This window comes from Agromyces sp. NPDC058104 (genome assembly GCF_042884835.1).
GTDB lineage: Bacteria > Actinomycetota > Actinomycetes > Actinomycetales > Microbacteriaceae > Agromyces.
The window spans coordinates 34,591-57,735 of sequence record NZ_JBHVTD010000005.1 but is presented as its reverse complement, the minus strand read 5'-3'; the positions used below and the strand labels follow the sequence as shown (position 1 = coordinate 57,735).

At 73.4% G+C, this 23,145-nt stretch carries 26 protein-coding genes; 9 read left to right on the top strand and 17 right to left on the bottom strand.

Features of this window, described 5'->3' with window-relative positions; translation table 11 throughout:
• Positions 1 to 275: 275 nt before the first annotated feature.
• Positions 276 to 872: a dihydrofolate reductase gene (locus ACFVTH_RS18905; RefSeq protein ID WP_387094401.1), complete on the bottom strand. Its 597-nt coding sequence runs from the start codon at positions 870 to 872 to the stop codon at positions 276 to 278.
• Positions 869 to 1,678 carry a thymidylate synthase gene (locus ACFVTH_RS18900; protein ID WP_387094398.1) on the bottom strand — a complete coding sequence of 270 codons (810 nt, stop codon included), beginning with the start codon at positions 1,676 to 1,678 and terminating at the stop codon, positions 869 to 871. Before ACFVTH_RS18900 ends, ACFVTH_RS18905 begins: the two co-directional genes overlap by 4 nt.
• A gap of 91 nt (positions 1,679 to 1,769) precedes the next feature.
• On the opposite strand from ACFVTH_RS18900, the gene ACFVTH_RS18895 reads away from it, so the two are divergent.
• From ACFVTH_RS18895 to ACFVTH_RS18880, 4 genes are all read left to right on the top strand, one after another.
• A complete protein-coding gene (locus tag ACFVTH_RS18895; RefSeq protein WP_387094395.1) occupies positions 1,770 to 2,216 on the top strand; it encodes a TlpA family protein disulfide reductase in 447 nt (148 codons plus the stop codon).
• The gene (locus tag ACFVTH_RS18890) at positions 2,200 to 2,682 is read left to right on the top strand and encodes a DUF4395 domain-containing protein (RefSeq protein WP_387094392.1); all 483 of its coding nucleotides are present in this window, start codon (positions 2,200 to 2,202) and stop codon (positions 2,680 to 2,682) included. Before ACFVTH_RS18895 ends, ACFVTH_RS18890 begins: the two co-directional genes overlap by 17 nt.
• A gap of 113 nt (positions 2,683 to 2,795) precedes the next feature.
• The gene (locus tag ACFVTH_RS18885; RefSeq protein WP_387094390.1) at positions 2,796 to 3,221 is read left to right on the top strand and encodes an OsmC family peroxiredoxin; all 426 of its coding nucleotides are present in this window, start codon (positions 2,796 to 2,798) and stop codon (positions 3,219 to 3,221) included.
• Positions 3,222 to 3,224: 3 nt separating this feature from the next.
• A complete protein-coding gene (locus ACFVTH_RS18880; RefSeq protein ID WP_387094387.1) occupies positions 3,225 to 4,130 on the top strand; it encodes a TIGR01777 family oxidoreductase in 906 nt (301 codons plus the stop codon).
• On the opposite strand, the gene ACFVTH_RS18875 is transcribed toward ACFVTH_RS18880, so the two are convergent.
• Together ACFVTH_RS18875 and dapB are read right to left on the bottom strand one after the other, a co-directional pair.
• Complete coding sequence (locus ACFVTH_RS18875; RefSeq protein ID WP_387094385.1) at positions 4,102 to 4,542, bottom strand: hypothetical protein; 441 nt, start codon at positions 4,540 to 4,542, stop codon at positions 4,102 to 4,104. The genes ACFVTH_RS18880 and ACFVTH_RS18875 overlap by 29 nt on opposite strands.
• On the bottom strand, positions 4,539 to 5,291 hold the full coding sequence (gene dapB / locus ACFVTH_RS18870) for a 4-hydroxy-tetrahydrodipicolinate reductase (RefSeq protein WP_387094383.1): 753 nt from the start codon (positions 5,289 to 5,291) through the stop codon (positions 4,539 to 4,541). The genes ACFVTH_RS18875 and dapB overlap by 4 nt, the downstream gene beginning before the upstream one ends.
• Positions 5,292 to 5,327: 36 nt before the next feature.
• Between dapB and ACFVTH_RS18865 the strand changes: the two genes are divergently transcribed.
• Positions 5,328 to 5,813, top strand: a complete 486-nt coding sequence (locus ACFVTH_RS18865) for a GNAT family N-acetyltransferase (RefSeq protein WP_387094380.1) — start codon at positions 5,328 to 5,330, stop codon at positions 5,811 to 5,813.
• A gap of 49 nt (positions 5,814 to 5,862) precedes the next feature.
• Here the strand turns inward: ACFVTH_RS18865 and ACFVTH_RS18860 are convergent, their stop codons facing one another.
• The 8 genes from ACFVTH_RS18860 to ACFVTH_RS18825 all read right to left on the bottom strand — a co-directional run bounded on the left by ACFVTH_RS18860 (position 5,863) and on the right by ACFVTH_RS18825 (position 14,563).
• Entirely contained in the window at positions 5,863 to 6,465 is a 603-nt protein-coding gene (locus ACFVTH_RS18860) for a histidine phosphatase family protein (RefSeq protein ID WP_386942091.1), read from the bottom strand.
• A 30-nt stretch (positions 6,466 to 6,495) separates the two neighbouring features.
• Positions 6,496 to 7,881, bottom strand: coding sequence for a M16 family metallopeptidase (locus ACFVTH_RS18855; protein ID WP_387094377.1), 1,386 nt, complete (start codon positions 7,879 to 7,881; stop codon positions 6,496 to 6,498).
• A 43-nt stretch (positions 7,882 to 7,924) separates the two neighbouring features.
• Positions 7,925 to 9,031: an aldo/keto reductase gene (locus ACFVTH_RS18850; protein ID WP_387094374.1), complete on the bottom strand. Its 1,107-nt coding sequence runs from the start codon at positions 9,029 to 9,031 to the stop codon at positions 7,925 to 7,927.
• A gap of 157 nt (positions 9,032 to 9,188) precedes the next feature.
• Positions 9,189 to 10,001: an HpcH/HpaI aldolase/citrate lyase family protein gene (locus ACFVTH_RS18845; protein WP_387094371.1), complete on the bottom strand. Its 813-nt coding sequence runs from the start codon at positions 9,999 to 10,001 to the stop codon at positions 9,189 to 9,191.
• Positions 10,001 to 10,591 (bottom strand): MaoC family dehydratase, encoded by a 591-nt coding sequence (locus ACFVTH_RS18840; protein WP_387094368.1) that lies wholly within the window; start codon positions 10,589 to 10,591, stop codon positions 10,001 to 10,003. Before ACFVTH_RS18840 ends, ACFVTH_RS18845 begins: the two co-directional genes overlap by 1 nt.
• A gap of 51 nt (positions 10,592 to 10,642) precedes the next feature.
• Complete coding sequence (locus tag ACFVTH_RS18835) at positions 10,643 to 11,809, bottom strand: acyl-CoA dehydrogenase family protein (RefSeq protein WP_387094364.1); 1,167 nt, start codon at positions 11,807 to 11,809, stop codon at positions 10,643 to 10,645.
• 11 nt (positions 11,810 to 11,820) lie between these two features.
• Positions 11,821 to 13,824, bottom strand: coding sequence for an acetyl/propionyl/methylcrotonyl-CoA carboxylase subunit alpha (locus ACFVTH_RS18830; protein ID WP_387094361.1), 2,004 nt, complete (start codon positions 13,822 to 13,824; stop codon positions 11,821 to 11,823).
• 100 nt (positions 13,825 to 13,924) lie between these two features.
• Positions 13,925 to 14,563, bottom strand: a complete 639-nt coding sequence (locus ACFVTH_RS18825) for a TetR/AcrR family transcriptional regulator (protein ID WP_387094358.1) — start codon at positions 14,561 to 14,563, stop codon at positions 13,925 to 13,927.
• 101 nt (positions 14,564 to 14,664) lie between these two features.
• Here ACFVTH_RS18825 and ACFVTH_RS18820 point away from each other — a divergent pair, with 101 nt between their 5' ends.
• Complete coding sequence (locus tag ACFVTH_RS18820; protein WP_387094356.1) at positions 14,665 to 15,390, top strand: MBL fold metallo-hydrolase; 726 nt, start codon at positions 14,665 to 14,667, stop codon at positions 15,388 to 15,390.
• 34 nt (positions 15,391 to 15,424) lie between these two features.
• Here the strand turns inward: ACFVTH_RS18820 and ACFVTH_RS18815 are convergent, their stop codons facing one another.
• Complete coding sequence (locus ACFVTH_RS18815; protein ID WP_387094354.1) at positions 15,425 to 17,032, bottom strand: carboxyl transferase domain-containing protein; 1,608 nt, start codon at positions 17,030 to 17,032, stop codon at positions 15,425 to 15,427.
• Positions 17,033 to 17,150: 118 nt separating this feature from the next.
• Between ACFVTH_RS18815 and ACFVTH_RS18810 the strand changes: the two genes are divergently transcribed.
• Together ACFVTH_RS18810 and ACFVTH_RS18805 are read left to right on the top strand one after the other, a co-directional pair.
• Positions 17,151 to 17,795: a TetR/AcrR family transcriptional regulator gene (locus tag ACFVTH_RS18810; protein ID WP_387094351.1), complete on the top strand. Its 645-nt coding sequence runs from the start codon at positions 17,151 to 17,153 to the stop codon at positions 17,793 to 17,795.
• A complete protein-coding gene (locus ACFVTH_RS18805) occupies positions 17,774 to 18,256 on the top strand; it encodes a GNAT family N-acetyltransferase (RefSeq protein WP_387094349.1) in 483 nt (160 codons plus the stop codon). Before ACFVTH_RS18810 ends, ACFVTH_RS18805 begins: the two co-directional genes overlap by 22 nt.
• 158 nt (positions 18,257 to 18,414) lie before the next feature.
• Here ACFVTH_RS18805 and ACFVTH_RS18800 read toward each other — a convergent pair whose 3' ends face one another.
• The 4 genes from ACFVTH_RS18800 to pdhA form a co-directional block, all read right to left on the bottom strand.
• On the bottom strand, positions 18,415 to 18,729 hold the full coding sequence (locus ACFVTH_RS18800; RefSeq protein ID WP_387094346.1) for a 4a-hydroxytetrahydrobiopterin dehydratase: 315 nt from the start codon (positions 18,727 to 18,729) through the stop codon (positions 18,415 to 18,417).
• A 149-nt stretch (positions 18,730 to 18,878) separates the two neighbouring features.
• The gene (locus tag ACFVTH_RS18795) at positions 18,879 to 20,300 is read right to left on the bottom strand and encodes a dihydrolipoamide acetyltransferase family protein (protein ID WP_387094529.1); all 1,422 of its coding nucleotides are present in this window, start codon (positions 20,298 to 20,300) and stop codon (positions 18,879 to 18,881) included.
• Between the two features lie 5 nt (positions 20,301 to 20,305).
• Positions 20,306 to 21,316: an alpha-ketoacid dehydrogenase subunit beta gene (locus ACFVTH_RS18790; RefSeq protein WP_387094343.1), complete on the bottom strand. Its 1,011-nt coding sequence runs from the start codon at positions 21,314 to 21,316 to the stop codon at positions 20,306 to 20,308.
• A complete protein-coding gene (gene pdhA, locus ACFVTH_RS18785; RefSeq protein ID WP_387094340.1) occupies positions 21,313 to 22,467 on the bottom strand; it encodes a pyruvate dehydrogenase (acetyl-transferring) E1 component subunit alpha in 1,155 nt (384 codons plus the stop codon). The genes ACFVTH_RS18790 and pdhA overlap by 4 nt, the downstream gene beginning before the upstream one ends.
• A 165-nt stretch (positions 22,468 to 22,632) precedes the next feature.
• Between pdhA and ACFVTH_RS18780 the strand changes: the two genes are divergently transcribed.
• Complete coding sequence (locus tag ACFVTH_RS18780; protein ID WP_386942076.1) at positions 22,633 to 23,091, top strand: Lrp/AsnC family transcriptional regulator; 459 nt, start codon at positions 22,633 to 22,635, stop codon at positions 23,089 to 23,091.
• Positions 23,092 to 23,145 lie beyond the last annotated feature (54 nt).

The window sequence follows — 23,145 nt, the reverse complement described above, 5'->3', positions numbered from 1 at the left end:
CGGCTGCGGCCGCTCGTTCGCCTCGGGCGGACGGTGGATCGCACCGCGGGCGCGGCCTGTGGAGGAGCGGTGAGGGGCAGGGCGTTCGTCGAGTCGCAGGAGCCGGTCGACGAAACACGCCCGACCGGCGGCGCGTCGCCGCGATCATCCTCCGACTCGCTCGGCGCCACGCACCGGCGCGCCGCGAGTCGCCGGACCTGCCTGGTGGAACTGCCCGTTCGAGCGGGGTGTCGAGGGTCCTGTCCTGCGACTCGCCCCGAGCGGCGTGCGGCCGGTCAGGCGCGGCGGTAGCTGAGGAAGCGGTAGCGGATGCCGGTGCGGGAGGTGTGCGTGCCGTCGGCCGGGTCGGCGGCGACGACGGCGAAGGCGGGCGGCACGGCCGGGGCGAGCACGTCGCCGGGCTCGGGCGCGAAGCCGCCGGGGTGGACGAGCTCGGTCACCTCCAGCAGGTCGGCGCGGCCGATCGCCTCGGCGAAGAGCTGCCCGCCGCCGATGACCCAGACCCGGTCGACGTCGGCGGCGAGCGCGAGCGCCTCGTCGAGCGAGCCGGCGCGCTCGGCGCCCCCTTCGGCCCAGTCCTCCTGGCGGGTCACCACGATGTTGCGGCGCCCGGGCAGGGGCCGATACCGGGGGTTCAGCGAGTCCCAGGTCTTGCGGCCCATGACGACGGGGGCGCCGAGCGTCACGGCCTTGAAGTGGGCGAGGTCCTCGGGCACGTGCCACGGCATTCCGCCGTCGCGGCCGATCACTCCCCCGTCGGCCTGCGCCCAGACGAGCCCGATGCGCGCGGGCACGACCTCGGATGCCTCGCGCTCACCCGGGCGGGGCGCGCCGACGCCGTGCGGGGCACGCGCCGGGGCATCCTCGCTCATACCGCGACGGCGGCGCGGATCGCCGGGTGGTGCTCGTAGCCCTCGACCACGAGGTCGTCGTACTCGTAGTCGAAGATCGAGTCGGGCGTGCGGGCCAGGCGCAGCGTCGGCGGCGCGAACGGCGCGCGGGTGAGCTGCTCGGTCACCTGCTCGACGTGGTTGTCGTAGATGTGGCAGTCGCCGCCCGTCCAGACGAAGTCGCCGACCTCGAGGCCGGTCTGCGCGGCGACCATGTGGGTGAGCAGCGCGTACGAGGCGATGTTGAACGGCACGCCGAGGAAGAGGTCGGCGCTGCGCTGATAGAGCTGGCACGACAGCCGGCCGTCCGCGACGTAGAACTGGAACAGGGCGTGACAGGGGGCCAGCGCCATGGAGGGGATGTCGGCGGGGTTCCACGCCGAGACGATGAGGCGGCGCGAGTCGGGGTTCTCGCGGATCTGCGCGACCACGTCGGCGATCTGGTCGATGACCTCGCCCGACGGGGTCGGCCACGACCGCCACTGCACCCCGTAGACGGGGCCGAGCTCGCCGTCGGCGTCGGCCCACTCGTCCCAGATGGAGACGCCGTGCTCCTGCAGCCAGCCCACGTTCGAGGAGCCCTGGAGGAACCACAGCAGCTCGTACGCGATCGACTTGAAGTGCACGCGCTTCGTCGTGATGAGGGGGAACCCCTCGGCGAGGTCGAACCGCAGCTGCCGGCCGAACACGCTGCGCGTGCCGGTGCCGGTGCGATCGGTCTTCGGCGTGCCGTGCTCGAGCACGTCGCGCAGGAGGTCTTCGTACGGGGTTGCGATCGTCTCGGACATCGCATCAAGGCTAACCCGCGGATGCCTCGGTGCGGGCGTCATTCGTCGTCACAGTCGTCGCGCCGCGACCGGGCGGGCCTACCTTCGTCCCATGGACCTCCTGCCCGCGCTCGCGATCGGCGTCGCGCTCGTCGCGGTGACGACCGTCGCCGGCCTCGCCTGGCGCGCCGCGCAGGGTCGCGCCGTGCGCGGTTCGGGCGAGCGGGTGCGCCCGAGCGAGCTCGGGCTCGCGGCCGACGGCTTCGGCACCCGGGCGACGCTCCTCCAGTTCTCGACCGAGTTCTGCAGCCGCTGCCCCGCCGCCGCGCGTCTGCTCGGCGCGATCGCCGACGACGAGGCCGGCACCCGCCACGTCGAGGTCGACCTCACCCACCGGGCGGATCTCGCCGCGCGCTTCCGGATCAGCCAGACCCCCACGATGCTGCTCCTCGACGCCGACGGCGCCGTGCGGGCGCGCATCGGCGGAGCCCCGCGCGCCGAGCTCGTGCGCGCCCGACTCGACGACATCCTCGGGAGGAACCATGTCGGCATCCACTGAGCAGACGAACGGGCGCGCGACTGCCGCGGGCATAGACCCGCGGGGCCCGCGCTTCGGGGCGGCGATCACCGCGAGCCTCCTGCTCGTCACCGTCGTGCTCGCCGTCGCCGGCGCCGCGACGCCGGCCTTCTGGTTGCTCGTCGCGCTCACGGCGCTCTTCGCGTGGGGCGCCTTCGCCGGCATCCGTCGCCACCCGTTCGGACTCCTGTTCGCGCGCTTCGTCCGACCTCGCCTGGCGCCGCCTGCCGAGCTCGAGGACCCTCGCCCACCGACGTTCGCGCAGGGCATCGGCTTCGCCGTCGCCGCTGCCGGGGTCGTGCTCGCCCTCCTCGGCGTGCCGTACGCCGTGCCGATCGCGGCGGCCGTCGCCTTCGTCGCCGCCTTCCTCAACGCCGCGTTCGACTTCTGCCTCGGCTGCCAGATCTACCTGCTGCTGGTGCGGGCGCGGGTGATCCGCACGGCGTGAGCGCGGGGCATCCGGCCGCCCGTCGATCGCGCCGGACGGCGCGACGAATCCTCCCGGCGCGTCCGGCCACGGCCCCGCTAGGCTGAGACTCCGGCTCGAAGTGGAGGAACCCGATGGCAATCACGAGTGAAGCGACGACCGTCTGGAAGGGCACGCTGTTCGAGGGCTCGGGCGAGGTCGGCCTCGACTCCTCGGGCCTCGCGAGCTTCCCCGTCAACTGGAAGGCCCGCGCCGAGGGCGTCGCGAACACGACGAACCCCGAAGAACTGCTCGCCGCGGCGCACTCCTCCTGCTTCTCGATGGCGCTCTCGCTCGCGCTCGCGCAGGCCGGCAACCCCGCCGAGAGCATCCAGACGACGGCCGCCGTGACCTTCGAGGCCGGCAAGGGCGTGCTCGGCAGCCACCTGCTCGTGAGCGCACGGGTGCCCGGCCTCAGCGAGGCCGAGTTCGAGGCCTTCGCCAACGACGCGAAGGCGGGCTGCCCGATCTCGCAGGCGCTCGCCGGCATCCCGATCACGATCGAAGCCGAACTCGCCTGAGCGATGCGGGTCCTGATCGCCGGCGCCTCGGGCTTCATCGGCGCGCCGCTCGTCGAGCGGTTGCGTCACGAGGGGCATGAGGTCGTCAGGCTCGTGCGCCGGCGGGCACAGGCCGGAGACGAGGTGTCGTGGTCGCCGGCGGCGGGCATCATCGACTTCACGGTGATGGACCGGGTCGACGCGGTCGTGAACCTCGCGGGCGCCTCGCTCGCGCGGCTGCCCTGGACGAAGGGCTACCGCGGCGAGATCCTCGACTCGCGCATCGGCGTGACGCGCACGCTCGCCGACGCGATGCGCAAGGCACGCAACCCGCCGTCGGTGTTCCTCAGCGCCTCGGCCGTCGGCTACTACGGCGACCGGCCGGGCGAGCTGCTCACCGAGTACTCGAGCGCAGGCACGGGATTCCTCGCCGAGGTCGTCGCGAAATGGGAGCAGGCCGCGACGCTCGCCCCCGAGGAGACCCGCACCGTGCACGTGCGGACCGGCCTCGTCGTCGGCCAGGGCGGCGCGATGCAGCGCGTGGGCACGCTGACGAAGATGGGCGTCTCGGGACGACTCGGCACCGGCGGCCAGCACTGGCCGTGGGTCGCGCTCGACGACGAGGTGGGCGGGCTCGTGCACCTGCTCGGCTCGAAGCTGTCTGGCCCGGTGAACTTCACGGGCCCGACGCCCGCCACCGCCGACCGGGTGATGACGTCCATGGCCGAGCGCATGAAACGGCCGTACGCCTTCGCGGTGCCCGAGCGTATGCTCGAGCTCGCGCTCGGCCGCGCGGCCGACGAGCTGCTGCTCTCGAGCCAGAAGGTCAGGCCGCAGCGCCTCCTCGACGACGGCTACCGCTTCACGCACCCCACGGTCGAGTCGGCGCTCGACGCGATGCTCAGCGCGAAGCGCGATCGAGCTGGATAGCCTGCCGCACGGCCTGGCGGGCGCGGCGGCGGTCGCCCGCCGCGTCGTACGCGAGACCGAGGCGCAGCCAGGCTCGCCATGAATCGGGCTCGGCCTCGGCCTCGGCCTTGAAGCGGCCGAACTCGGCCCCGGCGGCAGCACGGTCGGGGCGGCCGCTCGGCAGCAGGGGAAGCTCGAGGTCGAGCCCGCCCTCGGCCTCGAGGCGCTTCACGAGCGCCTGCGAGCGGATGCCGAACGCGAGCTCGCGCCAGAGCGCCCACGCCGCGATGATCGGCAGCACGATGAGCGCGACGCCCATCGCGACCGCGACCGGCTCGCCGGTCGCGACGAACTGCACGGCGCGCCAGCCGACGAGGACGAGGTAGAGCGCGAGCAGGGCGGCCATGAGGAGCGCGCCCGCCTTGACGGTCATCGGATCGAGCCGGGCAGGCCGAGCTCGAGCAGCGCGTCGAGGCCGACGGTGACCCCGGATGCCTCGGGCGCGCGCCGCAGCGCGAGCAGGATGCCGGCCTCGTACGAGCTCGGCGAGAGGGTCGAGTGCGTGAACGAGAGCGTCTCGCCGTCGCCGCCCATGATGACGCGCTGCTCGGCCAGGACGCCGGACATGCGGAGGCTGTGCACGGGCACGCCCGACACGAGCTGGCCGCGGGCGCGCTGGTCGGCGTGCGGCGCCGCGACGGGCCCGGCCGCGCCGCGGCCCTCGCCGATGAGCTCGGCGGTGCGGACCGCGGTGCCCGAGGGCGAGTCGACCTTGCCCGCGTGGTGGGCCTCGATGATCTCGATCGAGTCGAAGTAGGGAGCGGCGAGCGCCGCGAACGCGGTCGCCAGCACGCTGCCGACCGAGAAGTTCGGCACGAACAGCACCGCACCCGCGTCGTCGCGCGCACGTACCGAGCGGGAGACCTCGGCGATGCGGTCGCTCGACCAGCCCGAGGTGCCGACCACGATGGGGATGCCGGCGTCGACCGCGAACTCGACGATCGACGAGCTCGCGGCGGGGTGGGTGACGTCGAGGGCGACGTCGGCGCCGAGCATCTCGTCGAGGCTCGAACGCGAGTCGAGCGCCGCGTGCAGTTCGAGGTCGTCGGCCGCCTCGATGAGTCGGATCGCCAGCTGCCCCATCTTGCCCGTGGCTCCGGCCACGGCGACCTTGATCGTCACCGGGCCAGCCTAGCAAGCGGCCAATATGCTCGAGGCATGCTGCGATTCCGCGACGCCGCCGTCACCGACCCCGACGCCCACGCCCTCCTCGAGGCCTACTTCGCCGAGCGGGCGCTCGGCTTCCCGGCCGAGCAGGGCGAGTACCGCCCGACCTTCCCGGATGCTGCGCAGTTCACCCCGCCCGCGGGCGTCTTCCTCGTCGTGGCCGACGACGAGCGAGGCGGCGAACTCGTCGGCTGCGGCGGGGTGCGGCGCATCCAGCGCCGGCCCGAGACCTACGAGGTGCGCTTCGAGGTGAAGCACCTCTGGCTCGCCCCGGCCGCACGCGGTCGCGGCGAGGGCCGCCGCCTGCTCGAGGAGCTCGAGCGGCGCGCGGTCGAGTACGGGGCGCAGGAGCTCGTGCTCGACACGAACGCGAACCTCGAGGCGGCGGGCGGGCTCTACCGCTCGGCGGGGTACTCCCGCATCGAGCCGTACAACGCCAACCCGAACGCGACCGACTGGTTCGGCAAGCGGGTCTGAGCCGGGCCGCGCTCCGCCCGCCCCGTCGCTCCCGGGTCAGCGGGTCGCGTCAGATCACGTACGGTTCGGGCAACCCGGTGCGCAGCTCGGGCGGCAGGTGCGCCAGGTCGTTGTGCGTGACGAGGCTCCATGGGCGGCCGGGCTTCTGGGTGAGCACCGTCAGCCCGCAGTTCGCCTGGTTGATCGAGACCCAGCGCCAGTCGGGAGCGCCGAGCACCTCGCGCACGAACCAGCCGATGACGAAGTTGTGCGTGATGAGGAGCTCGTGGCGGTCCTCGCGGTGCGAGCGCAGGAACTCGGCGACGGCGTCGGCCATCTGCGCGCTGCCGGCCTCGATCTCCTCCTCGGTGACCGAGCCGAAGAACGGGTCGTAGACCTTGGGCGTCTCGGGGGCCGGGCCCGACGGGATGCAGTCGAACAGCAGCGCCGAGGGCTCGGGGTCGAGCGCCGGCATCTTCGCCGCGATGATCTCGGCCGTCTCGGTCGCGCGCTGCAGCGGTGAATGCCAGGCGTGATCGAAGGGGATGCCGCCGAGGCGCTCGGCGAGGAGTTCGGCCTGACGGCGACCGCGGGGCGAGAGCGGCCCGTCGGGAAGGCCGTGTTCGGCGTCGATCTGCTCGCCATGTCGCACGAGGTAGAGGTGATGGGCCACGGGCTCTGCTCCTGTAGGGGGTCGCGTCGCTCAGGCGACGTCGGTGCTCGGCGCGAGCTGGTCGGCTACGCCGGTGAACGCCGATTCGTCGATCGCGCCGACGGCGACGAGCGAGAACGGCTGGGCGGCGAGGTCGCTCGCGAGCGCCTGCACGTCGTCGACGGTGACGCGTGCGACGCGCCGGAGCGCCTCGTCGAGATCGACGAATTCGCCGAGGGTGAGCTCGGAGCGCCCGAGCCGCGACATGCGGGTGTCCGAGTCTTCGAGCGCGAGCGCCGAGGCGCCCGCGAGCTGGCCTCCGGCCCGCGCCAGCTCGTCGGCCGTCACGCCGTCGCGGGCGAGGCGGTCGAGCTCCTCGCGCATCAGCTCGGCGACGGTGCCGGCCTTGGCGGGCGAGCACCCCGCATACATGCCGAAGAGCCCCGCGTCGGAGTACGCCGGCGCGAAGGAGTACACGGAGTACGCGAGTCCGCGCCGCTCGCGGACCTGCTGGAAGAGCCGCGACGACATGCCCGAGCCGAAGATGGCGTTGAGCACGCTCATGGTGACCCGGCGCTCGTCGGTCGCGACGAGCGCGGGCGTGCCGAGCAGCAGGTTCACCTGCTCGGTCGGGCGCTCGACGACGGTGATCGGCTGTCCCGGCGCGAGGACCGCCGGCAGGGTCGCGCGCCGCGCGACGGGCTCACCCGGCTCGTCGAGGCGCCAGCCGCCGGCGGTGAGGGCACGGTTCAGCTCGACGATGAGCTGGTCGTGGTCGACGGCGCCGGCGACGCTCACCACGAGGTCTTGCGGGCGGTAGTTGGCCCGGTAGTGCTCGGCGACCGCGCCGCGGGTGGCGGCCTGGATGGTGCCGGTGTTGCCGCCGATCGGGCGGCCGAGCGGATGGGCGCCGAGCACCGCCTCGAAGAAGCGCTCGTTCGCGACGTCGGCGGGGTCGTCGCCCGCCATCGAGAGCTCCTCGAGGATGACGCCGCGCTCGGTCTCGAACTCGTCGGGGTCGAGGAGCGACGAGGTGAACATGTCGGCGAGCACCGAGACCGCCATGGGGAGGTCCCGGTCTTGCACCTTGGCGTAGTAGCAGGTGTACTCCTTCGCCGTGAGCGCGTTGTGCTCGCCGCCGACGGCGTCGAAGGAGATCGCGATGTCGAGCGCGGTACGGCTCGGGGTGCCCTTGAACAGGAGGTGCTCGAGGAAGTGGGTCGATCCGAGGCTCGCGGGCCCCGAGGCATCCGCATGCTGCTCGTCGCGCGAACCGACGGCGACCCAGAAGCCGATCGTGGCGCTGCGGCTGCCCGGAACCTGCTCGCTGAGCACGCGCACCCCCGAGGGGAGCACCGAACGCCGCACGCGCGAGCCGCCCGTCGCCTCGAAGGAGAGCTCGGCCTGGCCGAGGGGGAGGTCGACGGCGCCGTTCATCCTGAACAGCCTATGCCACTCCCCCGTCGAATGCGGGGTCGGCTCAGGCCGAGGCGCGATCGAGCTCGACGAGCTCCGAGCGGGTCAGCTCGACCGCGGCCGCTGCGAGCAGCGCGTCGACCTGTTCGGGCCTCGTCGCGCTCGCGACGGGCGCGGCCACGGTGGGCTTGGCGAGCAGCCAGGCGAGGGCGATCGTCGCGGGCTGCACGCCGCGTGCGAAGGCCACCGCGTCGAGGGCGGCGAGCACCCGGTGCCCGCGACGCCCGAGATGGCGCGCCTGTCGCGCTCCGCGTGCGTCGTGCCTCACGTCGGCACGACGGCGCACCTGACCGCCGAGGAACCCGTTGGCGAGTGCGAAGTACGGCAGCACCGCGAGGCCCTGCGCGTGCGCGACGAGCTCGGGGGCCCCCTCGAACGGTCGCCGCTCCATGAGGTTGTAGCGCGTGGTGAACGCCTGGAAGCGGGGCAGTCCGTTGGCGGCGAGCACCCGGGCCTCGATGAGGCGCTCGGGCCCGAAGTCGGACGCGCCGATCGCGCCGACCTTGCCCGCGGTGATGAGGGCGTCGATCGCGCCGAGGCTCTCCTCCAGGGGCACGTCGGGATCCTCGCCGTGGAAGTGCACGAGGTCGAGTCGCTCGACGCCGAGGCGCATGAGCGAGGCCTCGACTGCGGCGTTGATCTGCTCGGGAGCGAGCCCGGCGGCTTCGGGGTGGCGGCCGACCTTCGTCATGATGCGGACCCGGTCGCGGGTGCCGCGCGAGTCCATCCACATGCCGAGGATCGACTCGCTGCGCCCGGCGGCGTAGCTGTCGGCGGTGTCGATGAGCGAGCCGCCGACGGCGACGAAGCGATCGAGCACCGCGAACGCCTGCTCGGCGCCGAGCGTCCACCCGAAGGTGCTGGCTCCCAGCACGACCGGATGCGCCGTGAGACCGGTGTCGCCGATCGCGACGCGGGCGGGCACCGTGATCGGGCCCGACAACGGATTCGATGCGATCGTCTCGACCCGCGAACGAGCGGCGTCGCCGCTCATGACGGCACCGGATGCCCCGGCATCGGCCTCGCCCGCGACCTCGCCGAACTCCATCTCGGCGACCGCTGCCCCCGCAACGCTCGCCGAACCCGGCCGGTAGCTGTGTCGTCTCGCCACGCGTCCCCTCCTCCCCAGGATTGGCTTTGAGGATACGCAGGTCGTCCCCCGTTTCCCGCGCCGACGGGGCAACAACGGGTGAACCGTTATCGAATCGTTTGATGACGACTCGGATCCGTGCCCTCATCGGGGGCCCTCACGAGGTGTGGGCGATCCCTCATGCGCGGCGCAGCACCCCCTCGGCCTGGGCGAGCAGCGGCGCATCGACCATCGCCCCCCGGAACGCGAACACGCCCCGCTCGTCCCGCGCCGCGTCGAGCACGGCCCGCGCCCATTCGAGTCGTTCTGCGCTCGGCCGGTACGCGTCGCGGACGACCTCGGCCTGCGCGGGGTGGATGCATGCGGTCGCGGCGAACCCGACGGCGGCCGCGTCCTCGGCCTCGTCGCGGAGCCCGTCGACGTCGGCGATGTCGAGGTGCACCGCGTCGATCGCGGCCACGCCGTGGGCGCCGGCCGCGAGCAGCACGCGCGAGCGCGCGTGCCGGGCGACGTCGCGGTACGACCCGTCGGCCGCCCTGCTCGACGATCCGCCGAGCGAGGCGACCAGGTCCTCGGCGCCCCACATGAGCGCCGACACGTTCGGGATCGCCGCGATCCCGGGTGCCGCGAGCACGCCCTTCGCGGTCTCGCAGAGCGCGATCACCTCGAACTCGGCGAGGTCGACGAGGTCGGCGGTGCCCTCGCACTTGGCGAGCATGACCGTGCGGTACTCGGTCGCGGCGAGCGCGGCGAGATCGTCGGCGAAGTCGTCGGTCCCCGCGGGGTTGACCCGCACGATCACGCGCTCGGGGTCGAGCGACGTGGAGATGAGCGCGAGCCTGGCGGCTCGCTTCGACGCCGGCGCGACCGCGTCCTCGAGGTCGAGGATCACCGCGTCGGCGCGATCGAGCGCCTTCGCGTACCGCTCGGGCCGATCGGCCGGGCAGAAGAGGATCGCGGGGCCGAACCTGAAGACCGGGTGCGCCGACATCACTCCTCCTCGTCGGCCGAGCGGCGCGCGGCGCCCCGCCCGGCGTGCCCCCGTCCGGTCGCCTGCACCGACGCCGTCGCCTGCCGCTCCCCCGCCTCCCGCATCCACATGAGCACCGAGCGGCGGGCACGGGCGACCTCGACGCCGTGCTGGTTGCGGCCCACGTGCTGGAGCGTGACGACGCCCTGCCCCGGCCGGGAGGCCGACTCGCGCGCCTGGACCACCACGGTCTCGCTGTAGAGCGTGTCGCCGTGGTAGAGCGGGGCGGGGAACGCGACCTCGGTGAAGCCGAGGTTCGCCACGATCGTGCCCTGCGTGAGCTGGGCGACCGACGCGCCGACGATCGTCGCGAGCGTGAACATCGAGTTCATCAGCCGCTCGCCGAAGGGCTGCGTCTCGGCCCAGGCGGCGTCGAGATGCAGCGACTGCGTGTTCATCGTCAGGGTCGTGAACAGCACGTTGTCGGCCTCGGTCACGGTGCGACCCGGTCGGTGCAGGTACCTCGTGCCCGGTTCGAACTCCTCGAACCAGAGCCCGCGCTGCATCACCTCGCGATGCACCTCGGGCAGCCCGGTCGACTCGCCGGCCATCAGCAGCTCCCTCCCGCCGCGGGGCGCACCCCGTGGCATCCCTCTCGAACGCTACCCCGCGAGCCCCAGCTCGCGCGCGATGACCATGAGCTGCACCTCGTTCGTGCCCTCGCCGATCTCGAGGATCTTCGAGTCGCGGTAGTGCCGGGCGACGAGGGTCTCGTTCATGAAGCCCATGCCGCCGAAGATCTGGGTCGCGTCGCGCGAGTTCGCCATGGCGGCGTCGCTCGCGACGAGCTTGGCGATCGCCGCCTCCTTCTTGAACGGCAGGCCGGCGTCGGCGCGACGTGCCGCGTCGTGCCAGGCGAGGCGCGCGGTGTGCACGCGGGCCTGCATCTGCGCGATCGTGAAGGCGATGTACTGGTGCGACGCGATCGGCACGCCGAAGACGTTGCGGGTCTTCGCGTAGGCGATCGACTCGTCGAGGCAGCCCTGCGCGGCGCCGGTCGCGAGCGCGGCGATCGCGATGCGGCCCTCGTCGAGCGCCTGCAGGAAGTTCGCGAAGCCGCGACCCCGCTCGCCGAGCAGGTTCGCCGCGGGCACGCGGACGTCGTCGAAGGTGAGCGGATGGGTGTCGCTCGCGCGCCAGCCCGCCTTGTCGTAGCCGGGCGCGACCGTGAAGCCGGGCGTGCCGTTCGGGACGATGATCGTCGACAGCTCCTTCGAGACGCTCCCGTCGGAGCGGGTGCGCTCACCGGTCACGGCCGTGACGGTGACGAAGCTCGTGATCGGCGTGCCCGAGTTGGTGATGAACTGCTTCGAGCCGTTGATCACCCATTCGTCGCCGTCGAGCACGGCCGTCGTGCGGGTGGCGCCGGCGTCGGAGCCCGCCTCGGGCTCGGTCAGCCCGAAGCCGGCGAGCGCGCGGCCCGCGACGAGGTCGGGCAGGAGTTCGGCCTTCTGCTCGTCGGTGCCGTGGCGGAAGACGGGCATCGCCCCGAGTCCCACGGCGGCTTCGAGCGTGATCGCGATCGACTGGTCGACGCGGGCGAGGGCCTCGATCGCGAGGCACAGCGCGAGGTAGTCGCCGCCCTGGCCGCCGACCTCCTCGGGGAAGGGCAGGCCGAAGAGCCCGAGCTCGCCCATCTGGGCCACGACGTCCATCGAGAGCGTGTGGGTGCGGTCGGCCTCGTAGGACTGCGGTGCGACGACGGTGTCGGCGAACTCGCAGACCATGTCGTACAGCTGCTGTTCCTCGGCGCTCAGCTCGGTGCTCACGGTCGTGCTCCTCATTCCTGGTGGGGTGCGGTCGGGTGCGCGCCCTCGTGAGGCGCGCCCGATGATGCGGGGGTCTGGTCGGCCGGCGATTCGGGGCCGGATGCCTCGTGGTCGGGCTCGACACGGGCGACGGGCTGGTCGCGCGACACCTGGGCGCCCATCGCGACGGCGAGCCGCACGACGCCGCCGACGGGTGCCGTGACGCGGTGCTCCATCTTCATGGCCTCGATCGCGACGACGGCGTCGCCCGGCTCGACGCGGTCGCCGTCGGCGACGAGCACCGCGGTCACGGTGCCGGGCATCGGCGCGCGCAGCTCGGGGTCCGCGAGGCCGCCGCGCTCGATCATCGCGAGCCGGGCGCGGAGGTCGGCGCGCCGGTCGACCGCGGGCACGCGCCAGGTGCCGAGGGGGCCGTGCAGCCAGAGCGCGCCGTCGGCGTCGGTCGCGACGACCTCGGCGTCGGCGCGTGCGTCGTCGGCGACGCCCGGCGCGGTTCGCCGCCCGGCGGCCCAGCCTCGAGCCGTCTGCCACGCGTGGCCGCCCGTGGCCCGGGCGTCGTCGACGGCGGCCTCGTCGCGCACCGCCGCCGCGGCGGCGAGCACGCGGGCGGGCACCTCGTCGGACTCGGGCTCGGGCATCCGGTCGATGAGCCCGGTGTCGAGATCGCCACGCTGCACGGCGGGCTCCGCGAGCAGCCGGCGCAGGAAGGCGAGGTTCGTGTCGACGCCGAGCACGACCGTCTCGGCGAGTGCGGCGTCGAGTCGCGCGAGCGCCTCCGCGCGGTCGGCGCCGCGGGCGATCACCTTCGCGATCATCGGGTCGTAGTCGGCGGTGATGCGCTGCCCCGAACGGATGCCCCCGTCGACCCGGACGCCCTCGCCCTCGGGCGCGCGCCACACGAGCAGCTCGCCCGTCGACGGGAGGAAGCCGCGTTCGGGGCTCTCGGCGTAGACCCGCGCCTCGATCGCGTGGCCGGCGAGCCGCACGTCCTCCTGGTGGATCGCGAGCGGCTGGCCCGCGGCGATGCGCAGCTGCTGCTCGACGAGGTCGATGCCGGTCACGAGCTCGGTCACGGGGTGCTCGACCTGGAGCCGGGTGTTCATCTCGATGAAGAAGAACTCCTCGGGCGCCGCGTCGGAGACGAGGAACTCGACCGTGCCGGCCCCGCGGTAGTCGACGCTGCGCGCCGCATCGCAGGCCGACCGCCCGATGCGCGCACGGGTGGCGTCGTCGAGCAGGGGCGACGGCGCCTCCTCGATGACCTTCTGGTGCCGCCGCTGCAGCGAGCACTCGCGTTCGCCGAGGTGGACGACCTCGCCGTACTCGTCGGCGAGCACCTGCACCTCGATGTGACGGGGGCGCTCGATGAGCCGCTCGAGCAGCAGCGTGTCGTCGCCGAAGGCGGCGAGCGCGACGCGGCGCGCGGCGGGGATGGCCGTGGCGAGCTCACGAGCGTCGCGGGCGATCTGCATGCCCTTGCCGCCGCCGCCGGCGCTCGGCTTCACGAGCAGGGGGTAGCCGATCGACTCGCCGGCCGCGGCGAGCGCGGCGTCGTCGAGCGTCGGGTCGGCGATGCCGGGAACGGTCGGCACCCCGGATGCCTCGACGTGCCGCTTCGCCCGGATCTTGTCGCCCATGACGTCGAGCGCCTCGACCCCGGGCCCGACGAAGACGATGCCGGCGTCGCGGCAGGCGGCGGCGAACCCCGCGTGCTCCGAGAGGAAGCCGTAGCCGGGGTGGATCGCCTGGGCGCCGCTCTCGCGGGCCGCGGCGACGATGCGCGCCGGGTCGAGGTAGCTCTCTGCGGCAGGGGCCGGGCCGATGCGCACGGCCTCGTCGGCGAGGCGCACGTGCGGCGCGTCGGCGTCGGCGTCGGCGAAGACCGCGATGGAGCGGATGCCGAGTCGGCGCAGGGTGCGGATGACGCGCACGGCGATCTCGCCGCGGTTCGCGACGAGCACGCGGTCGAAGGGGCGCTGCGGTCGAGTTCCGATGACGCCGTCGCCCGTGCCCATCCGCGCCTCCCTGCGCTCGAGGTGCACGCAGACAGTTAACGCGCACTAACTGGATTCGATGTTAGTGCTCGTTAACTGAAACCGCAAGCGGACGAGCGGGTCAGCGCGCCGACGACGCGAGCGCCGAGCCGAGATGCGCGACGCCGTACTCGAAGGCCCGGTCGACGTCGCCGCCCAGGCGGAACGCGCCCGCGAGCTCCATGCTGATGAAGCCCGTGACCCAGGCCGTGAGCGTGCGGGCGGCGTCGAGGGCGTGCTCGGGCCCGGCGAGCTCGGCGGCGACCGCGAGCAGCGGCGCGCTCGCCGCACGGAGCTGCTCGACCTCGAGACCCGACTCCTCGCCCGAGGCGAAGAGCAACCGGTAGGCCGCCGGGCGCTCGTGGGCGAATGCGCGCATGATTCCGGCGAGACGGGCGAGCCCGGCCAGCGCCGCACCGGGGTCGCCGGCCGCAGCGCCCGGCCCACCGGCCTCGCCCGGCGCGCCGCGCTCCCCCGGTTCGACCGATTCATCCGGCTCCCCCGGCGCCTCGAGCCGGGCGCCGAGCTCGGCGACCGTGGCGGCCGCGATCGAGCGCACGAGTTCGCCGCGGTTGCGCACGCGCTTGTAGAGCGAGGGCGCCCGCACGCCGACGCGATCGGCGACCGCCTGCATGGTGAGCCCGCCGAGCCCGTCGGCTTCGAGGATCTCGCGACCCGCGGCGAGGATCGCGTCGAGCGAGGTGCGTTCGGGTGTCGGCATCAGGGGCTCCCTTCGAGGATTCCACTCTAGGCTATTGCGCATAGCCATGATGGCTATGTAGCATAGCCATCATCATCCACCCGCAACGCAAGGATCCCGAGATGCAGCTCGCGCCCTCCCTCCACCGCATCGGCAACGACCTCGTCGCCGTCCACCTCGTCGACACCCCCGAGGGCGTCACGCTCATCGACGCGGGCCTGGCGGGCCAGTGGAACGAGCTGCTCGCCGAGCTCACGGCGATGGGCCGCAGCCTCGACGACGTCCGCGGCGTGGTGCTCACGCACGGCGACACCGACCACATCGGCTTCGCCGAGCGCCTCCGCCGCGACCACGGCGTCCCGGTACACGTGCACGAGGCCGACGCGGCACGAGCCCGAGGCGAGGCGTCGACGAAGCCCGAGTGGGGGCGCATGAGGCTCGGCGCGACCGCGAAGTTCCTCTGGTACGCCGCGCGCAAGGGCGGCCTGCGCACCGCCCACCTCACCGAGGTCGAGACCTTCCGCGACGGCGAGGTGCTCGACCTGCCCGGCTCGCCGCGCATCGTCGGCATGCCGGGCCACTCCCCCGGCAGCGTCGCCGTGCACGTGCCGGCGGTCGACGCCGTCTTCGTCGGCGATGCGCTGACGACCCGCCACGTGCTGACGGGCGCCGACGGGCCGCAGCCCGCGCCGTTCACCGACGACCCGGCCGAGGCGCTCGCCTCGCTGCACCGCCTCGAGGGCCTCGAGGCGGGCTGGGTGATCCCCGGCCACGGCGCACCGTGGCGCGGCGGCGTGCGCGAGATCATCGACGCGATCGAGGTCGCCGCCGAGGCATCCGGTCGCTGAGACCCCCTGGCCGCGAGACCGCGCGGCGGCACCGCTACATCCGGAAGAGGCCGAACCTGGGCTCGGGCAGCGGCGTGCGGCTCGCGAGCTCGAGCGCGAGCCCGAGCACGGTGCGGGTGTCCTCGGGGGCGATGATGCCGTCGTCCCACAGCCGCGCGGTCGAGTGGTACGGGCTGCCCTGCTCGTCGTACTGCGCGCGGATCGGCTCCTTGAAGGCCTGCTCGGCGTCGTCGGGCCAGCGCTCGCCGGCGACCGCGAGCTGGTCGCGCTTGACCGTCGCGAGCACCGACGCGGCCTGTTCGCCGCCCATCACCGAGATGCGGGCGTTCGGCCACATCCAGAGGAAGCGCGGCGAGTACGCCCGCCCGCACATCGAGTAGTTGCCGGCGCCGAACGAGCCGCCGATGACGACCGTGAGCTTCGGCACGCGCGTCGTCGCGACGGCGGTGACCATCTTCGCGCCGTGCTTCGCGATGCCGCCCGCCTCGGCGTCGCGGCCGACCATGAAGCCCGAGATGTTCTGCAGGAACAGCAGCGGGATGCCCCGCTGGTCGCAGAGCTCGATGAAGTGCGCGCCCTTCATGGCCGACTCGCTGAACAGCACTCCGTTGTTCGCGACGATGCCCACCGGGTGCCCGTCGACGTGGGCGAACCCCGTGACGAGGGTGTCGCCGTACTCGGGCTTGAACTCGGCGAACTCGCTGGCGTCGACGAGCCGTGCGATGACCTCGCGCACGTCGTACGGCTGCTGCACGTCGACGGGGACCGCGGCGGTGAGCCCCGCGGGGTCGACCGCCGGCTCGCGCGGCTCGCGCACCGCCCAGGCGCGGGGCGCCTGCTCGGGCAGGGTCGCGACCATGTCGCGCACGAGCTCGAGGGCGTGCTCGTCGTCCTCGGCGAGGTGGTCGACGACCCCCGAGGTTCGCGCGTGCAGCTCGCCGCCGCCGAGCTCTTCGGGAGTGACGACCTCGCCGATCGCGGCCTTCACGAGGGGTGGGCCGCCGAGGAAGATCGTGCCCTGATCGCGCACGATCACCGTCTCGTCGCTCATCGCCGGCACGTAGGCGCCGCCCGCGGTGCACGAGCCGAGCACGGCCGCGAGCTGCGGGATGCGCATCGACGAGAGCTGGGCCTGATTGTAGAAGATGCGGCCGAAGTGCTCGCGGTCGGGGAACACCTCGTCCTGCAGGGGCAGGAACGCGCCGCCCGAGTCGACGAGGTAGACGCACGGCAGCCGGTGCTCGCGGGCGACCTCCTGCGCACGGAGGTGCTTCTTCACCGTCATCGGGTAGTAGGTGCCGCCCTTGACGGTCGCGTCGTTGCAGACGACCATGACGGGCCGGCCGTGCACGAGGCCGATGCCCGTGATGATGCCGGCGCCGGGCGAGTCGTCGCCGTAGAGGCCGTCGGCGGCGAGCGGCGCGATCTCGAGGAACGGGCTGCCCTCGTCGAGCAGACGGGCGACGCGGTCGCGGGGCAGCAGCTTGCCGCGTGCCACGTGACGCGCCCTGGATGTCTCGGGCCCGCCCTGCGCGGCGGCAGCGAGCCGCGCCCGCAGCTCCTCCGCCAGTTCGGCGTGCGCCGCCGCGTTCGCCCGGCCCGTGTCGCCGTCGACGTCGATCTGCGTGTGCAGGATGCCCATGCGCTCAGCTCGTCTCGCTCGGTCCGTCGTCGTCGACGGCGCGCCCCCTTGCCGCGGGCACCTGGTTTCGGTTAGTGTGCACTAACTCGATTCCCGATGTTAGCGAGCGTTAACCGAGATGGCAAGCAGCCCAGCCCCCGTGCCCGACGGCGCGTCGACCGCCGTGCCGACCGCCGTGCTCACCGAGCGCGGCCGCCAGAAGGCCGACCGCCGCGCCGCCATCCTCGCCGCCGCCGCGACCCTCTTCGCCGAGCGCGGCTACGCGGGCGTCACGATCGAAGACCTCGGCACCGCCGTCGGCGTCTCGGGTCCGGCCGTCTATCGCCACTTCCCCGGCAAGGCCGCCGTGCTCGCCGCGATCCTCGAGGGCGCGAGCCGCGCCCTCCTCGACGGCGCCGAACGGGTGCTCGACGAGGCATCCGACCCCGAGCGCTCGCTGCACGCGCTCATCGCGCACCACGTCGACTTCGCGCTCGGCGACGCCGACGTCATCCTCGTGCAGGATCGCGAACTCGAACAGCTCGACGCGGGCGCCCGCCACGACGTGCGCCTCCTCCAGCGCCGCTACGTCGAACACTGGGTCGACGTGCTCTCCCGACTCCGGCCCGATCGGGCCGAGGCGGAGCTCAGGGTCAGGGCACACGCCGCCTTCGGTCTCCTGAACTCCACTCCGCACAGCGCCCGCATCCCCGGGCGCCGACCTGCCGACGGCACCGTCCGCGGCATCCTGGAGGAGATGGCATGGGCGAGCCTCATGTCGTGACGCTGCGCGCGACCCGCGACGGCGATCTCGATGCACTGTTCCTGATCGAGCAGGACCCGGTCGCGGTCCGCATGGCGGCCTTCACCCCGCCCGACCCGAGCGACCGTGCGACGTTCGACGCCCATTGGCGCCGGCTGCTCGACGACCCCGGCATCGACACCCGCACGGTGCGCGCCGACGGCGAGATCGTGGGCAGCGTCGCCCGCTGGTTCGACGAGGGCGCCCCCGAGATCACGTACTGGATCGATCGCGCGCACTGGGGCCGCGGCATCGCGACGCGGGCCATGCACCTCTTCCTCGACGCCCTCGGCGAGCGCCCCGTGCGCGCCCGGGTCGCCGCCGACAACGCCGCGTCGATCGCCGTGCTCGAGAAGCTCGGCTTCGAGCAGGTCGGCACCGAGCACGGCTACGCGAACGCCCGCGAGGCGGAGATCGAGGAGCGGGTGTACCGCCTCGGCTGACCGGCGCCCTGACGGGCACGAGCGGGGGCGGATGCCTCCTCGCGAGCCGCACGGCGCGACCGGCGCGCCTGTGCCGCGCGACGGCGCCCGCCCGGGCCGCCCCCGCCGCCGGGGTGCGACCGGGCACGACCGCCGGGCGCAGCCCGTTCGAGGTGCGGTCAGTTGCCGGTGCGCGCGCCCTGCCCGTCGGCGAGCGCGTCGATGCGCCGGGCGAGCTCGAGGTCGCGGGACGTGACGCCGCCGACGTCGTGCGAGCTCAGCTCGAAGGCGATGCGCCCCCAGCCGAGCCGCACGTCGGGGTGGTGGTCGAGCGCGTCGGCGACGAGCGCGACCTCGTCGAGGAGCTCGACGGCGCTCGCGAAGTCGTCGGTGCGATAGGCGCCGTCGAGTCGGTCGCCGGTGTGCACGAAGGCCGTGCCCGCCAGCTCGTCGGCGGTCTCTGCCGGGGTGAGGATGCGCCGCGCGTCGTTCATACCGCCATCATCCTCGCGCGGCGAGCGCGCCGCCACTGAGCGGGCGGACCCGCTGCGCGCCGGATTCAGGAGATCCGCGCCGACACGCCGCACCGGTCGTACGGGTCGCGGCGTGTCGCCGGGTTCGTCCTGAATGCGGCACGCGGGCCTCACACCATGGTCAGCGCGCGGCCCGGTTCGCGGAGGATCACGCCGACGTCGGCGAGGAACTGCGAGCCCTGCTGGCCGTCGACCAGGCGGTGGTCGAACGAGAGGCTCAGCGTCATGACCTCGCGGAGGGCGATCTCGCCGCGGTGCTCCCAGGGCTGGCGGCGCACCGCCCCCATCGCGAGGATGGCCGCCTCCCCGGGGTTCAGGATCGGCGTGCCCGCGTCGATGCCGAAGACGCCGATGTTCGTGATCGAGATCGTGCCGCCGGTGAGCGACGCGGGACTCGTGCGGCCCGACCGCGCGGTCTCGGCGAGCGCGGTGATCGCGTCGGCGAGCTCGAGCAGGGTCAACCCGTCGGCGCCGGGGATGTTCGGCACGACGAGTCCGCGCTCGGTCGCCGCGGCGATGCCGAGGTTCACCCCGGCGTACTGCACGATCTCCTGCGCGTCCTCGTCCCACCGGGCGTTCACCTCGGGCGTGCGTCGCGCGGCGATGCAGAGCGCCTTCGCGACGACGGCGAGCGGCGTCACGCGGTGGGCGGCGAACGTGCGATCCTCGCGCAGCCCCCGCACGAGCTCCATCGTCTCGGTGACGTCGATCGTCAGGAACTCGGTGACGTGCGGTGCGGTGAAGGCGCTGCGCACCATCGCGGCCGCCGTGTGCTTGCGCACGCCCTTGATCGGGATGCGGGTCTCGGCGGGGCGGGCCGCGGCCGTCGCGAGCGGCTGCGCGCCGGCGTCGTCAGCGGCGGCCCCGGGCGCGGCGGCGCCGGTCGCGGCCGCCGCCCGCTCGACGTCGTCGCGCGTGATCAGGCCGCGCGGGCCGGTGCCCGCGATGGCCTCGAGCTCGAGACCGAGGTCGCGTGCGAGCTTGCGCACCGGCGGCGTCGAGCGCGGGCGCTCGGTGCCGACAGCGGGTTCCAGGACCGTCGGCGCCGCCTCGGCGATCGACGCGGCCGGCACCTCGGGCACCAGCTCGGCGGCGAGCGCCGCCTCGCGTCGCGTGCGGCGCTTCGGCCCGCCTTCATCGCGTGCGCCGTAGCCCACGAGGTTCGGACCGGGAGCGGCCTCTCGGGCGTCGGCCGGCGCGGCCTCGTCCGCCGCGCCCGCTCCATCGGCCCCCGCCGCGGCCGAGGGCGTCGGCGCCGCGACGGGTGCCGCGGCATCCGCCTCGCCCGCGGGCTCGCCGGTGTCGCACGAGAACAGCGGTGCGCCGACGTCGATCGTCTCGCCCTCCGCGGCGTGCAGCGCGGTGATGACCCCTGCGAACGGCGAGGGCAGTTCGACGACCGCCTTCGCGGTCTCGATGTCGGCCACGATCTGGTTGAGCTCGACGCGGTCGCCCACGGCGACGCGCCAGGCGACGATCTCGGATTCGGTGAGGCCCTCGCCGAGGTCGGGCAGCGGGAAGTCGCGGATCATCGTGCTCACGCCTCCACCTCGCTCAGCGAGTTCGGCCGGCCGAGCGCGCGATCGACCCCGTCGAGGATGCGGTCGAGGTCGGGAAGGTGGTGGCGCTCGAGCTTCGCGGGCGGGTACGGGATGTCGTGCCCGGTGACCCGCACGGGCGCCGCCTCGAGGAACTCGAAGCAGCGTTCGGTGATCGACGCGGCGATCTCGGCGCCCATGCCGCCCTGCTGGCCGGCCTCGTGCGCGATCACCAGGCGGCCGGTGCGGCGCACCGAAGCCTCGATCGGCGCGTAGTCGATCGGCGCGAGCGAACGCAGGTCGATCACCTCGAGGGAGATGCCCTCCTCGGCGGCCGCGGTCGCGGCATCCCGCGCCGTCTGCACGAGCGCGCCGTAGGTGACGAGCGTGACGTCGTTCCCTCGCGCGAGCGTCGTGGCGACGCCCATCGGCGGCGCGTCGGCGAGGCTCGCGGCCTCGTCGACCTCGCCCTTCACGTGGTAGCGGCGCTTGGGTTCGAAGAACAGCACGGGGTCGTCGCTCGCGATCGCCTGGCGCAGCATCACATAGGCGTCGGCGGGGTTCGAGCAGGCCACCACGCGCAGGCCCGCGGTGTGCGCGAAGTACGCCTCGGGCGACTCCGAGTGGTGCTCGGCCGCGCCGATGCCGCCGCCGAACGGCACGCGGATCGTGATCGGCATCTTCACGCTGCCGCGCGAGCGGTAGTGCAGCTTCGCGACCTGAGCGACGATCTGGTCGAAGCCCGGGTAGATGAATCCGTCGAACTGGATCTCGACGACCGGCCGGAAGCCGCGGTACGCGAGCCCGACGGCGGTGCCGATGAGGCCCGCCTCCGAGAGCGGCGAGTCGACGACGCGGTACCCGCCGAACTCGGCCTTGAGCCCGTCGGTCACGCGGAACACACCGCCGAGGGTGCCGATGTCCTCGCCCATGAGCACGACCTTGTCGTCGTCGGCGAGGGCGCGACGGAGTCCGGCGTTCAGGGCCTTCGCGAGCGTCAGCTGGGTCATCGCACGCCTCCTTCGGCACGGCCGGATGCCTGGGGGTCGCCCGGCTCCTCGAACATCGCGAGGTAGCGCGCGTAGTTCGCGCGCTGGCGCTCGAGGTGGCTGTTCGGCTCGGCGTAGACGTGGTCGAACACGCTGAGCGGCTCGGGGTCGCCGAGCGTCGTGATGGCGGCGCGGAGCTCGGCCGCGACGCGGTCGGCCTCAGCGGTCGCCTCGCGCTCGAGGCCCGCGATGTCGACGCCGGAGCCGTCGAGGTACGCGAGCAAACGCGCGATCGGGTCGCGCTCGCGCCACTCGGCGAGCTCGGCGTCGCCGCGGTACCGCTTCGGGTCGTCGGCGGTCGTGTGCGGGCCCATCCGGTAGGTGACGGCCTCGATGAAGCTCGGGCCCTCGCCCCGGCGGGCGCGATCGAGGGCGAAGCGGGTGGCCGCGAGCACGGCGAGCACGTCGTTGCCGTCGACGCGGAGGCCGGGCATGCCGAAGCCGTCGGCGCGGCGGGCGATCGGCTGCTTGGACTGGAGTCCCACCGGCTCGGAGATGGCCCACTGGTTGTTCTGGCAGAAGAACACGACGGGCGCGTCGAAGCTCGAGGCGAACACGAGCGCCTCGTTCACATCGCCCTCGCTCGTCGCGCCGTCGCCGAAGTACGCGATCGCGGCGGCATCGGATCCCTCCCAGCGCAGGCCCATCGCGTAGCCCGTGGCGTGCAGCGCCTGTGCGCCGATGATGATCTGCGGCACGGCCATGTTGTGCTCGTAGGGGTTCCACCCCGAGGCCGCGGTGCCGCGCCAGACGCTCAGCAGCTCGGCCGGGGCGACCTTGCGGTGCCAGGCGAGGGCGTGCTCGCGGTAGCTCGAGAACACGAAGTCGTCGTCGCGCAGCGCGTGGGCCGAACCGATCTGGGCTGCCTCCTGGCCGGCGAGCGGCGGCCACAGGCCGAGCTCGCCCTGGCGCTGCAGCGCGGTGGCCTCGGTGTCGATGCGGCGCACCACGACCATGTCGCGGTACAGGCGGCCGAGCACGTCGAGGTCGACGTCGGCGACCCACGGGTCGTACTGGGCGTCGCGCACCCGCTCGCCCGACGGCGTGATCAGTTGCACGAACGCGTCGGGGCGCGTCAGGAGGCCAGTGGCGTCTCGGTCGGATGGGGTCATCGTCGATCCTCGCTCTCGGCGGGCCCGCTTCGTGGGCAGCCCGCACCGGCGACTCTGCCGGATACCGCGAGCGTACGTCGATCGGTCACACAGCTCAAGCAAGCTCGTCGCCGTTGAGCATGTTGCCAAGTCGCACCCGTGCGGGCAGTGCTATCGTGTGGCGATATGACCGGTTACGACGCCGTCGACCGAGCCCTGCTCGCAGCCCTCTCCCCCGACCCGCGGGCGACGGTCGTCGCGCTCGCCGACCGACTCGGGCTCTCGCGCAACACGGTGCAGGCGAGAATGGCCCGCCTCGAGTCGTCCGGGGCCTTCCTGTCGTTCGAGCGCAGCATCGACCCCGCACCGCTCGGCTACCCGATCGAGGCGTTCATCGCCGTGCACGTGCGGCAGAAGCTCCTCGGCGAGGTCGTCGACGAGATCGCCGCGATCCCCGAGGTGATCCAGGCGCACGGCCTCTCGGGCTCGATCGACCTGCTGGTGCGGGTGGTCTGCCGCGACGCGCACGACCTGTTCCGCATCGACGGCGAGATCCTCGCGATCGACGGCGTCGAGCGCACCGAGACCTCGCTCGCGATGGGCGAGCTCATCCCCTACCGATTGGGGCCGCTGCTCGAGCGCTGAAGACCGGCAGCGAGGGTTGCAAAGAACTCGTTGCAAACAAACGCTTGCAAAGAA